Source organism: Blautia liquoris (assembly GCF_015159595.1).
Lineage (GTDB): Bacteria > Bacillota > Clostridia > Lachnospirales > Lachnospiraceae > Novisyntrophococcus > Novisyntrophococcus liquoris.
Window position 1 is genome coordinate 132,271 of record NZ_CP063304.1, and the last position, 13,028, is coordinate 145,298.

Consider the following 13,028-nt stretch of genomic DNA (forward strand, 5'->3'; position numbering starts at 1 on the left):
GACATTCGTAGGTATTTTTTTGCTGGTTCTTTTGGCTTATAACATAGATATACATGAGGAAAATAAGATTGACAACTAAGCAATGGAAATAGATGTGCCTTTGGAACAGAACGTAGGTATAAAGCAAGAGTGAATGCAACAAGATATCCTTTGTCAGAACATGATACCAGAATGATTATCGATTCAGTTGGGGGATACATTGTCAAACGATGGAAAATCAATGAAAGGGTATGATGTGGTTCTTACCATCAAAGTGGAGAGAGTTTCAAGTTTTGTGTAAATGAAAAAAACTGATGTAAAATATGTTAGCAGTGACCCAAGGACAGAACCATTCATACAAGGTTTTGTCCTTGTCTGTATTATAACGCTGATTTTTTGCATGTCAATAAAACTGGTTAATTGAGACCAGTTTTATTAATAGCCAGCCAAGCGTTCTTCAAAGTAAATTTCTAGTTGAGAATGGATCACGCCCCAATCCTGCCGATGACCAGTCCATTTTTTGGTTATATCCATTGTGGCCAGATACAACATTTTCAACAAGCTGTCATCAGAGGGAAATATCGTCTTGCTTTTCGTGACTTTTCTTAGCTGCCGGTTGAAGCCTTCGATGGCATTCGTGGTGTAGATTAAGCGGCGGACTGGTTCCGGATATTTGAAGTAAGTAGACAGCGTTGCCCAATTATCTTTCCAAGACTTCGATATCTTAGGGTATTTACTTGCCCATTTATTTTCAAAATCCTCTAATGCTGACAATGCTACATCTTCTGTGGGGGCGGCATAAACCCTTTTTAAATCGGCCATAAGCACCTTGACATCTTTGTAGGAAACGAATCTGGTTGAATTGCGGATCTGATGAATCACACAGTGCTGCACTTCGGTTTTGGGAAACACCGCTTCGATTGCCTGGGGGAAGCCGGAAAGGCCATCTATACATGCGATTAAAATATCACACACACCACGATTTTTTAGTCCATTCATAATGGATAACCAAAACTTTGCACTTTCATTTTCACCAACGTACATCCCCAAAACATCTTTATGACCGCTCATATCAATTCCAATGGCGATGTAAACAGCACGCTTTACAATTCGGCCTTCGCTACGCACATGATAGTGAATGGCATCCATAAAAACAATGGCATAGACTTCTTCCAAAGGGCGTTCCTGCCATTCACGTACAATTGGCAGAATCTTATCTGTGATCCGACTGATTGTGCTATCGGAGATAGCAATGTCGTAAAGCTCACGCATATGACTTTCGATATCTCCAGTGGTCATGCCTTTTGCGTACATCGAGATAATTTTTTCCTCCATGTCTTGCGTAACGGTATTCTGATATTTTTTAATGACCTGAGGTTCAAAGTCCCCATTTCGGTCCCGAGGAATTGCCACATCCATATCTCCATAAGAAGTATGCATGGTTTTGGAAGAATGACCATTTCTGCTGTTGTCGGTATCCTTGTTTCGATAGTCATACTTTGAATAACCTAATTCTTCATCCAGCTCCTCGTCCAGCACACCTTCCAGTAAGACAGACATCATGTCCCTCATGACGGAATTGACGTCAGTACCATCCTTGACATGGACATCATTGTTTTTCAGATAGTCTTTCATCATTTCGCGCATGGCTTGTTTCTGTGGTGATTCATTTCGTGTTCTCTTTGGCATAGTAAAACCTCCAAACTGATGTGATTTTATCTTACAACAGTTTGAAGGTTTACACAATCTTTGAAGGTCTCCCTCAAAGTGCTGCTTCTTTATTTAATAAACTACTTAATTTCCTTTCTCTTAAACACACAACATCCTATACCAACAGCACCTATTCCCCAAAATAATGATATGCATATGGTCGTTATCAAGTGTGAAATATTTAATCCGGGATTCAGCGACCATCTCCACAAGTAAGGAGGATAGAATTTAAGTACAGCTCCCTTACTAATTTCATAAGCCGAAGATATATCCTCTGTAGTCAACATATTAGAAACAACTGCTGACATAATGTAACAACTTATAAACAGAAAAATAAAAGACATAATTAAAGTTTTCGTTGTGTCCTGAAAAGCAACTGAAAATACCAAGCAAAATGATACAATCGAAAATGCCAGAAAAAACGTAAAAATTATAGTTCTGAAAAAGTAACCAGCATCCCCGCATATAGCATGAACAAAGTTTTCTACTCCATACTTGAAACATCCTACTACTGCCGAAAAGCAAATCAAGAATCCAACTACTAAAAATGTTTTCAGACACTGTACTAAATAGATAGCAATTCTACTATATCCGCAAACAATTTTTAAATTTATTGTACGCTGCTTAAATTGCTCGCTAAAAAGATAAGCACTATAGCATCCCGTAATAATAATCAATGCTACACCAACGTCCGCCATTTGATTCATGAATACTCCCATTAAATTATTAGGCGTGTTTTGTACTATTGGCTCTAAAAGGTACTCATCGCTTGTAAAAAGCAACGTCATCGTACAACAAATAAATAGCATAAAGTAAAACATCCTGCTGTGTACAAGTTGATATATCTCCATTCTTATTAATCGTTTTACCATACACTTCCTCCTAAAATTCCGCTTTTCGTATACAAATCAACGACAGAAGCAATAAAACCACGTCCCATAGCAATAACATGAAAAAATACTTATCTAGCGTCATTAAATTTCCGAGCACTAATTTAGTAGCTCCAACAGGCAGTATATGGGCCATTAAAAGACCTATACTTGAGCTATTTACACTTAATAGCGTTATTAAATGAAATATAATTGTTACACCTATCGATATTCCTTGATTTTTGGCAACTATTGCGAAGAACGCAGATAATAATGCCAAAAACACTCCCAGTAACACATATAAAACAAGAAAAATCTTGTATTCCCTATATTCACTTTTAGAAACTAACGGAATAATGCAAAGAGGGAAAATAAGAAGCTGAATCTCTATACACACGATAGTCATAGCAGCTTTCGCAAGTAATATTTTACTTTTCCTATTCCCGGATGATATTTCATATAAAATCTTTCTATCCTCATAGTCCTTTGCCATAAAACTTGTTCCATAAAGTGATGCAATGACAATTGTTAAAAACAATTTCTGTGCCAATAAATCAACGCTAATATCTTGCCCGGCAAACATCACACCATTAATTAACATTATTAGCATTGTAATAATCCAAAATAATTTATCATGCCTTAATTTGTACCATTCATATTTCATCAAACATCTCATTATCGACCAATCCTTTTGAAAAAGTATTCTTCCAAACTATCCTCTGAGACGGAAATTCCTGCTGGATCAATTCCGTTATCAGCAAACAGATTCATAATCTGCAATACTTCCCCTGCTAATTCATATACTCTGATCGTACCATCTTCCATTTCCTTAAAATCATCAGTTTTCAATTGATTTTTTAAAACATGTTTCACCTTTGCTGTGTCTTTATCCGTAATTAATACATATCTCTGAGTCTTTTGAGTTAATTCCTCATGAGTTATATTTTCAATAATTTCCCCTTTATTTATTAAGATGTAGTTATCTACCATTTGATACAACTCGCTGAGGATATGGCTTGATACTAAGATTGTGGCTTTTCTCTTTCTGCTTATCTGCTTAATTAAATTTCGTACTTCTAAAATACCGTCCGGATCCAATCCATTTATAGGTTCATCTAAAATCAAAAATTTAGGATCATTAACCAATGCCATTCCTATACCCAGCCTTTGTTTCATTCCTAATGAAAAATGTTTTACTTTTTTTCCACTTTCATTGCAAAGACCCACTAGCTTTAAAATCTTTTCGATTCTATCAAATGAAACACCATATAAGATACAAAGCGCCTTTAGATTTTGCTTTGCTGTCATATCTAAGTTTAATGCCGGACCTTCAATGATACATCCGATTTTCTTTCTTTTCTCTGTCAATCCTTTGATATCAGTTTCGCCGTCTAAAACAACCTGACCTGAAGTAGGATATGCCAAACCTGTAATGATTCTCATCGTAGTTGTTTTACCAGCTCCGTTCCTTCCGATAAAGCCATAAACCTTTCCTTCTTCTAGTCGTAAATTGATATTACATAAGACCTTATTTTTCGAATAAATCTTATTAACATCCTTCAACTCACAAATTATACCCATAATTCTTCCTACTCCTTCCTCTAGACTGCATATTATCAAAGAATCATTCAAACCACAATACCCATTAACGCAACGGTCAGATTACATTACTGAATGGTATATTTCATTTAAGTGGCAAGATAACAACTGCCGTAAAGCTCTCTTTTTCAATATAATATTTGAAATCACCATTATTACGTTCTATCGCTGTCTTTATGGATTTCAAACCATACCCATGAGTGTCCAATTCACTTTTGCTTGTCATTAACTTTTCCCCCTGGATATTCAAAGCTCCTTTATACGGATTTTTTATTTTTATAGCCAGTCCTCCTTTATATGAGAAATATTTCACTTCTATACATCTTTCTTCCAGGTTACTCCTTAATACTGCCTCTATTGCATTATCAAGCAAATTATCCATGATGGCTGAAATATCTACTGGACTAATTTCTAACTTTGGAACTTCATCCACAAGCAAAATCAACTCTATATCCTTGCTCTTACAAACAGCTGAATATTTACTCATAATCACATCCACAATTGAATTTCCACTTTTTATAACAGGTTTCATGTTATCTAAGCGCTCACCCAGCTGATCGACATATTCTCTTGCCTGGCCTACTTGTGCTCCATCTAGTAAATGGGATACATTAGCCATATGTTTTTTTATATCATGACGTATATTTTTTAATTCCGATGCCATATGCATTTGGTAGCTCACTATTTTATCCAACTCACTACTTCTCAACTGAAATATCTCAAGTTCAGTTTGTCGTTCATAGGCCCAACATATTTTTCCAAAAAAATAAATTACTCCGATCCCCATAATCAGTATGAGATACGATAATACAATCACATATTTCAAATTATTTGATAACTGATTATTATTCGTTAAATTGCTTTCGATAAATATGCACAACTGTAACATCTCTATAAAAACTACAAACATAAGATCTAATATGTACCAATATTTTCGTGGCAGCTTCGGTTGTAGTTTATTAATATATCTAACAAAAATAATTCCACACACGATCACTATTAATTTAATCCCCAATGTGAATACCGTTTCCATTAGAGTACTGTTAATTAATGTTGACGAAAACTGTTGTGGTAAGGAGAATACAATGTTAGCTATGCACATCTCACTCGCTCCCACTATATACATGCCCAAAATCAAATAGAAAATTTTCGTACACATATTTCCTTGAAAAATCATCTCACTAAATACACCAAATAAACCAAGCATTATTAATGGTTTTACAAAAATATTAACACTCAGTAAGTTGTTTGCTGCTGCTCCGATAATCATGCATGCAAACAGTATAGTTAAACCTAGTCCTTTTTCAATTTTTTTAGGCAATACACTCCATGGAATCGCCAGTATACTTCCTACTTCCACTAAGGAAAATGCATAATTAGCAAAATCTCTCATTATAATTGTCCCTCTCTATAAATATCATCCAGAAATGAGTCTAAGACCTGTTTTCTTTTCCTCCGACTCATAATTAACTCTTGACCATTATCTAAATATACCGTTGTTTCACCAACACTAATGACAAACTTCGCATTTACTATACAAGTCCTATGGATATCAAGAAACTCTAATGCAATAAATTTCCTGACTATATCAGAAAATTTATAATGGTATAATCGAAATTTTCCATAAACCGTATACATATATATTTCTCTATTAATAACCTCAAAATAGATGATATTATTCAATGGGAGCTTTAACTCCAAGATTTTATCTGCATTTTTTTCACCATATACTTGAAAAAATTGTATCTCAGGTTTTTCTTCTTTTATTTTTTTTACTACTCGCTTTACTGTATCCCCTAAGTATTTCTTCAAGTTATTTTTAGGCAAAAAACCAATAATATCATGTTGGAACATATTCAGTGCCTCATGCTCATAGGCAGTCATAAATATTAATTTGAAATTTTTGTCCAGTGCACGCAATTTCTGCGCAACGATTTTTCCATTCATATCTGGCATATCTATATCTAGAAATATAATATCAAAATATGGGATATTAGCACGAAACTCATCAACTAACTTTTTACCACTTTGATATTCCTTAAAATTAATATTCACTTTATATTTCTTAAATTCTGCATGAATAACCGGAAGAACACTCTTCAAAAAATAATTATCATCATCGCAAAAAGCTATATTTATCATATTCTCTCCTATTAAATGTTACCACTATTCTAAAAATTATATCATCTTCAGTTTCACAAGACAATGTGGATTTGAAGAATATACGCTGTTTTTAGCACTCACCTCTTGACAGTGCTAACAAGTGGTGATATAGTCACGATATAACAAAGTGATGTGGTTCTAAAGCCCATTTCTCATTAAAATATAGAGCCAGGGAGCTGGATCTTTTGTTTTACGAAGTTGGATGAATAGTGTTAATATGATAGATTGGAGGCAAAAAAGTATGAATATAAGCAAGTTTACACAGAAATCACTGGATGCTGTGCAAAACCTGGAGAAGACTGCCTACGATTTTGGTAATCAGGAGATAGAGCAGGAGCACCTGCTCTACTGTCTGTTACATCAGGAAGACAGCCTGATCTTAAAGATGATTGAGAAGATGGAGATTCAGAAGGAACATTTTCTGAAGAACTTGGATAATCTGCTGAATGGCAGAGTGAAAGTGCAGGGCGGACAGCCCTATATTGGACAGTATCTGAACAAAACACTGATTAATGCCGAGGATGAGGCAAAGGCGATGGGAGATGAATATGTATCTGTCGAGCATCTGTTCCTCGCCATGATGAAAAACCCGAATTCGAACATTAAGAAATTGATGAAAGAATATGGAATTACCAGAGACAGATTTTTAAAAGCTCTGGAAAGTGTCAGAGGAAATCAGAGGGTTACAAACGATAATCCAGAGGCAACCTATGATACGTTGGAGAAGTATGGAGTTAATCTGGTTGATCGTGCAAGGGAACAGAAGCTGGATCCCGTCATCGGCAGAGACGAAGAGATTCGAAATGTGGTCCGGATTCTGTCGCGTAAGACTAAGAATAATCCGGTTCTGATCGGTGAACCCGGTGTCGGCAAGACGGCAGTTGTGGAAGGACTGGCACAACGAATTGTAAAGGGAGATGTCCCGGAAGCACTAAAAGAAAAGACAATCTTTTCTCTGGATATGGGAGCTCTAGTTGCAGGCGCCAAATACAGAGGAGAGTTTGAAGAACGTCTCAAAGCCGTTTTGGAAGAAGTCAGAAAGAGCGAAGGGAAAATTATCCTGTTTATCGATGAACTTCATCTGATCGTCGGTGCCGGAAAGACGGATGGAGCCATGGATGCCGGAAATATGTTAAAGCCCATGCTGGCAAGAGGTGAACTACACTGTATTGGTGCGACAACGCTGGATGAGTACCGCGAATATATTGAGAAAGATGCAGCACTTGAGAGACGTTTCCAGCCAGTCATGGTGGATGAACCAAACGTTGAGGATACGATTTCCATTCTTCGAGGCCTAAAGGAACGCTACGAAGTGTTCCATGGCGTGAAGATTACAGACAGTGCACTGGTTGCAGCTGCGACACTGTCGGATCGCTATATCAGCGACCGCTTTCTTCCGGATAAAGCTATTGATCTGGTCGACGAGGCCTGTGCTCTGATAAAGACAGAACTTGATTCCATGCCGACGGAGTTGGATGAGCAGCGCCGCAGGATCATGCAGATGGATATCGAAGTTGCAGCGCTGAAAAAGGAAACCGACAATCTCAGCAAGGAACGCCTTGAGAGTTTACAGAAAGAACTGGCGGAACAAAGAGATGCATTTAATGCACAGAAGGCTCAGTGGGAGAATGAAAAGTCTTCGGTTGATAAATTATCTGCTCTTCGCGAGCAGATTGAAGACTTAAACCGCCAGATCGAGCACGCGCAGCAGAATTATGATTTGAACAAAGCCGCTGAACTGCAGTATGGTGAGCTTCCGAAACTCCAGCAGCAGTTAGAAGTGGAAGAAGAAAAGGTGAAAAATGCTGATCTGTCGTTGGTACACGAGAACGTTACTGATGAGGAGATCGCCAGAATTGTGTCCAAGTGGACTGGAATTCCTGTTGCGAGACTGACAGAGGGGGAGCGGATGAAGCTCCTCGGCCTGGAAGATCAGCTTCATAGACGGGTAATCGGACAAAATGAAGCGGTTTCACTGGTTTCTGATGCGATTATCCGTTCAAAGGCAGGAATTAAGGATCCCACAAAACCGATTGGCTCTTTTCTGTTTCTGGGTCCGACCGGTGTCGGAAAGACAGAACTTGCAAAAACTTTGGCAAGACAGCTTTTTGATGATGAGAACAACATGGTTCGTATTGATATGAGTGAATATATGGAGAAATACTCCGTATCGCGTCTGATCGGAGCACCTCCGGGATATGTGGGCTATGAAGAAGGCGGCCAGCTCACAGAAGCGGTTCGCAGAAAACCATATTCAGTCGTTCTTTTCGATGAGATCGAAAAGGCGCATCCCGATGTGTTTAATGTTTTGCTTCAAGTTCTGGATGACGGGCGGATTACCGATTCACAAGGCCGCACCGTTGACTTTAAGAATACGATCCTCATCATGACCTCCAATATTGGTTCTTCCTATCTTCTAGATGGGATTCGTTCTGACGGCAGCATCAGCGAAGAGGCGCAGCAGATGGTTCATAATGATCTGCGGTCACACTTCCGTCCGGAGTTTCTGAACCGGCTGGATGAGATTATCCTATTTAAACCTCTGACGCAAGACAACATCGGGGATATTGTGGACCTTCTGATGGAAGAGCTCAACCAGAGGCTGGGGACACAAGAGTTGTCTATCGAACTTACAGACAGAGCGAAAAGGTTTATTGTTCTTGGCGGGTATGATCCCGTGTATGGGGCAAGACCGCTGAAACGTTATATACAGAAAAATGTTGAGACACTGACTGCAAAGCTGATTCTGGAAGGCTCTGTCCACACAGGAGATACAGTTTTGATTGACGTCAGAGATGATAAGCTGGAGGCGATGATTAAACCTCAGGTTGAGGTGGTATCGTGATGCCAAAAGATCCCTATATGCTGCTGAGTTTTGTGAATACGCAGCTGCGGGATACGTACCATTCACTCTCTGATCTCTGCCAGAGCTTCCAAGTAAAAGAAAGAGAGATCATTGACAAGCTGTCAGCAGTTGACTACGATTATGATGAAAAATTAAATCAGTTTGTATAAAAGTATTAAAACTGGCTGCCGCACTGCGGCGGCCTTTTCTATTTACAGAAAACCCGCTTTCGTTTATACTTAAAGGGACTTTGGAGGTTAGACATGGAAAGTAAACAGGATACAGTTTCTTATAAAAGTTTTGCACAGGTCTATGACCTGTTTATGAATGATATTCCATACAGGGAATGGTCCGCGTATGTTCTGGGTCTTCTGAGGGAATATGGAATCAATGACGGTCTTGTTCTGGAGCTGGGCTGTGGAACCGGCAGTATGACAGAACTTTTGGCGGCGGGTGGTTATGACATGATTGGTGTAGATAATTCCGAAGATATGCTGGAGATCGCCATGGATAAGCGTGTGTCTTCCGGGCATGATATTTTGTATCTGCTGCAGGATATGCGTGAATTCGAACTGTATGGTACGGTTCGGGCGGTCGTAAGCATCTGTGATTCGATGAATTATATACGAAAGGAGAGGGATTTGCTTGAGGTGTTTGGACTGGTGAACAATTATCTGGATCCAAAAGGATACTTTATCTTTGATCTGAACACCATCTTTAAGTATGAGCAGATCGGTGACTCTACAATCGCGGAGAACCGAGATGAGGCCAGTTTCATATGGGATAATTACTATGACAAAGATTCCTGTGTCAATGAATACGATCTGGCTCTTTTTATTCCCGAGGGGGATCGGGGACTGTACCGCAAATACGAAGAGGTGCATATCCAAAAGGCGTATTCTCTGGATACCGTAAAAGAGTTGATTTTGGAGGCGGGGATGAAGTTTGTAACTGCATATGATGCATTTACCCATGATCCGGTAAAAGCGGACAGCGAGCGCATCTACGTGATTGCGCAGGAGAATGGAAAATAACCATAAAGGAGACGGATATAGATGGATTATATTGTACGAGCAACGGCAGCGGACGGGCAGATTCGTGCATTTGCCGCGACAACGAGAGATATGGTGGAGACGGCAAGAGCGGATCACAACACCAGTCCTGTGGCGACAGCGGCACTGGGAAGACTTCTGACTGCGGGAGCCATGATGGGAATTATGATGAAAGGTGATCAAGATATCCTGACTTTGCAGATTCGCGGAGACGGGCCGATTCAGGGGATTACAGTTACGGCAGATTCGAAGGGAAGAGCGAAAGGGTATGTGATAAACCCAAGTGTCATCCTGCCGGCAAACAGTATCGGAAAACTGGATGTCGGAGGAGCTGTTGGACACGGATATTTTCGGGTCATCAAAGATATGGGATTGAAAGAACCGTATACGGGACAGGTAGAACTGCAGACCGGAGAGATCGGTGACGATCTGACTTATTATTTCGCGGCAAGCGAGCAGACTCCTTCTTCTGTGGGACTGGGTGTTTTGATGGAAAAAAATAATACCGTAAAGCAGGCAGGGGGATTTATCGTTCAGCTGATGCCGGATACAGACGAAGCTGTGATCGAAAAACTGGAACAGAATCTTTCCGGAATAAAATCCGTCACTTCGATGCTGGAACAAGGTGACACACCAAAGATGATTCTGGAAACCGTGCTGCATGGGATGGATATGGAGATTAATGAAACTCTGCCGACAAGCTTTTATTGTAACTGTGACAGAGATCGTGTGTCGAAAGCACTGGTCAGTGTCGGAAAAGAAGAGCTTGAAGATATGATAAGTGAAGGAAAGGATGTTGAACTGAAGTGCCAGTTCTGTAACAGCAGTTATGTTTTTAATGTTGAGGAACTAAAAGGATTACTAAAGAAGGCAAGATAATGTTCGACGAAGGAGATCACATGAATCAGGGATTTGTAAAAATGGCGGCTGCAACACCGGATGTATTGGTTGCAGACTGCGTGGAAAATGCAGTGAAAATTGTGGATAACATACAGGAAATGGCGTCCGCCGGTGCAAAACTTATGGTATTTCCAGAACTTTGCCTGACTGGTTATACCTGCAGTGATTTATTTTGGCAGGAACGGATGATTGACGAGGCACGGACGCAGCTTGGTATAATCGCAGACCAGACGCGGGAAGTGGATGCGATCATTTTTTTAGGTCTTCCATGGGAAGAATGCGGAAAACTTTATAATGTGGCGGCGGTCATCAGCAGAGGCGAGGTGATCGGAATCGTTCCGAAGAAATATCTGCCCAATTATAATGAATTCTATGAGAGACGGCATTTCGAAGGGGGCAATGAAATAGTTCGGATGACTACTTTTGGCAAAAAAGAGGTTCCATTTGGCATGAATCTCTTATTTCAATGTGATGAGATGCCCCGTCTTACTGCAGCAGCAGAGATCTGTGAAGATCTCTGGTCACCAAACCCTCCAAGTACTGCACATGCCATGGCCGGAGCAACCATAGTGGCAAATCTGTCTGCCAGCGATGAGACCATTGGCAAGGACAGCTACAGGAAAAGTCTGGTGAACGCCACGTCTGCCCGTCTTGTCTGCGCCTATCTTTATGCCGCCGCAGGGGAGGGAGAATCGACCACGGATCTGGTGTTTGGCGGTCAAAATCTGATCAGTGAAAACGGCAGATTACTCTCTGAGGCTCCAAGATTCGAAAACGGGATCATTTACGCGGATATTGACGTGGATTATCTTGCCGGCGAGAGGAGACGGATGACCACATATCCTGCATGGAAGCGGGATGGTTATCAGGTGGTTAAGTTCCATCTTGAGATGGGGGAGACGAAGCTTGCCAGAAGGTTTGCCCCCTGGCCTTTTGTTCCGGAAGATCAGGCACTTCGAGATGAAAGATGCGATGAAATATTGAATATTCAGGCAATGGGACTGAAAAAGAGACTGGCACATACAAAGAGCAGATGTGCCGTAATTGGCATCTCCGGAGGGCTGGATTCCACACTGGCACTTTTGGTTACAACCCGTGCCTTTGACATGCTGGGAATCGATCGCTCGAATATCCTCTGTGTTACTATGCCCTGCTTTGGTACGACGGACCGAACCTATCGCAATGCCTGTGAGTTGACGCACATCATAGGTGCAGCGCTCATGGAAATTGATATCAGGAAATCGGTACTTCAGCATTTTGAAGATATTGGGCAGAACTTCGAAAACCATAATGTGACCTTTGAAAATGCACAGGCCAGGGAGAGGACACAGGTCCTCATGGATCTGGCAAATCAGAGAAACGGACTGGTGGTGGGAACCGGAGATTTGTCGGAGCTCGCACTTGGATGGGCTACTTACAACGGCGATCATATGTCTATGTATGCGGTCAATGCTTCTGTGCCGAAAACCCTTGTGAGACATCTGGTGAATTATTATGCGGTTACTTGCCAAGATGAGAAACTGGAATCTATCCTGATGGACGTGCTGGACACACCGGTAAGCCCTGAGCTGCTCCCGCCAAAAGACGGTGTCATAGCCCAAAAGACAGAGGATCTGGTCGGGCCATATGAACTTCATGACTTTTTCTTATACTATATGCTCCGCATGGGATATGAGCCTGCAAAGATCCTCCGGATTGCAAAACTCGCATTTTCAGATAAATACGATGAAAAGACGATACGAAAATGGCTGGAAACTTTTTACCGCCGTTTTTTTGCACAGCAGTTTAAACGATCCTGCCTTCCGGACGGACCGAAGGTCGGTTCTGTCGCGGTATCGCCGAGAGGAGATCTTCGCATGCCAAGCGATGCGTGCGTCCGGATCTGGTTAGATCAACTGGAGAACCTGTAAC

Annotated in this window: 11 protein-coding genes; 5 read left to right on the top strand and 6 right to left on the bottom strand. The window is 40.6% G+C overall.

Annotated elements, in window-relative coordinates; genetic code table 11:
- Positions 1 to 414: 414 nt before the first annotated feature.
- The 6 genes from INP51_RS00665 to INP51_RS00690 form a co-directional block, all read right to left on the bottom strand.
- Entirely contained in the window at positions 415 to 1,626 is a 1,212-nt protein-coding gene (locus tag INP51_RS00665; protein ID WP_193737180.1) for an IS256 family transposase, read from the bottom strand.
- 143 nt (positions 1,627 to 1,769) lie between these two features.
- Positions 1,770 to 2,561: a hypothetical protein gene (locus INP51_RS00670; RefSeq protein WP_193735852.1), complete on the bottom strand. Its 792-nt coding sequence runs from the start codon at positions 2,559 to 2,561 to the stop codon at positions 1,770 to 1,772.
- 10 nt (positions 2,562 to 2,571) lie between these two features.
- Positions 2,572 to 3,222 carry a hypothetical protein gene (locus tag INP51_RS00675; RefSeq protein ID WP_193735853.1) on the bottom strand — a complete coding sequence of 217 codons (651 nt, stop codon included), beginning with the start codon at positions 3,220 to 3,222 and terminating at the stop codon, positions 2,572 to 2,574.
- A gap of 11 nt (positions 3,223 to 3,233) precedes the next feature.
- The gene (locus tag INP51_RS00680) at positions 3,234 to 4,121 is read right to left on the bottom strand and encodes an ATP-binding cassette domain-containing protein (protein WP_230406843.1); all 888 of its coding nucleotides are present in this window, start codon (positions 4,119 to 4,121) and stop codon (positions 3,234 to 3,236) included.
- Positions 4,122 to 4,242: 121 nt separating this feature from the next.
- On the bottom strand, positions 4,243 to 5,550 hold the full coding sequence (locus INP51_RS00685) for a sensor histidine kinase (RefSeq protein ID WP_193735855.1): 1,308 nt from the start codon (positions 5,548 to 5,550) through the stop codon (positions 4,243 to 4,245).
- Complete coding sequence (locus INP51_RS00690; RefSeq protein WP_193735856.1) at positions 5,550 to 6,299, bottom strand: LytR/AlgR family response regulator transcription factor; 750 nt, start codon at positions 6,297 to 6,299, stop codon at positions 5,550 to 5,552. The genes INP51_RS00685 and INP51_RS00690 overlap by 1 nt, the downstream gene beginning before the upstream one ends.
- 262 nt (positions 6,300 to 6,561) lie before the next feature.
- On the opposite strand from INP51_RS00690, the gene clpB reads away from it, so the two are divergent.
- The 5 genes from clpB to INP51_RS00715 all read left to right on the top strand — a co-directional run bounded on the left by clpB (position 6,562) and on the right by INP51_RS00715 (position 13,027).
- Positions 6,562 to 9,165, top strand: a complete 2,604-nt coding sequence (clpB, locus tag INP51_RS00695) for an ATP-dependent chaperone ClpB (protein WP_193735857.1) — start codon at positions 6,562 to 6,564, stop codon at positions 9,163 to 9,165.
- Complete coding sequence (locus tag INP51_RS00700; RefSeq protein ID WP_193735858.1) at positions 9,165 to 9,335, top strand: DUF4250 domain-containing protein; 171 nt, start codon at positions 9,165 to 9,167, stop codon at positions 9,333 to 9,335. The genes clpB and INP51_RS00700 overlap by 1 nt, the downstream gene beginning before the upstream one ends.
- Before the next feature lie 93 nt (positions 9,336 to 9,428).
- The gene (locus INP51_RS00705) at positions 9,429 to 10,199 is read left to right on the top strand and encodes a class I SAM-dependent DNA methyltransferase (RefSeq protein ID WP_193735859.1); all 771 of its coding nucleotides are present in this window, start codon (positions 9,429 to 9,431) and stop codon (positions 10,197 to 10,199) included.
- A gap of 21 nt (positions 10,200 to 10,220) precedes the next feature.
- Positions 10,221 to 11,096 carry an Hsp33 family molecular chaperone HslO gene (gene hslO / locus INP51_RS00710; protein ID WP_193735860.1) on the top strand — a complete coding sequence of 292 codons (876 nt, stop codon included), beginning with the start codon at positions 10,221 to 10,223 and terminating at the stop codon, positions 11,094 to 11,096.
- Positions 11,097 to 11,116: 20 nt separating this feature from the next.
- Positions 11,117 to 13,027 carry an NAD(+) synthase gene (locus tag INP51_RS00715; protein ID WP_193737181.1) on the top strand — a complete coding sequence of 637 codons (1,911 nt, stop codon included), beginning with the start codon at positions 11,117 to 11,119 and terminating at the stop codon, positions 13,025 to 13,027.
- The last annotated feature ends 1 nt before the right edge of the window (position 13,028 follow it).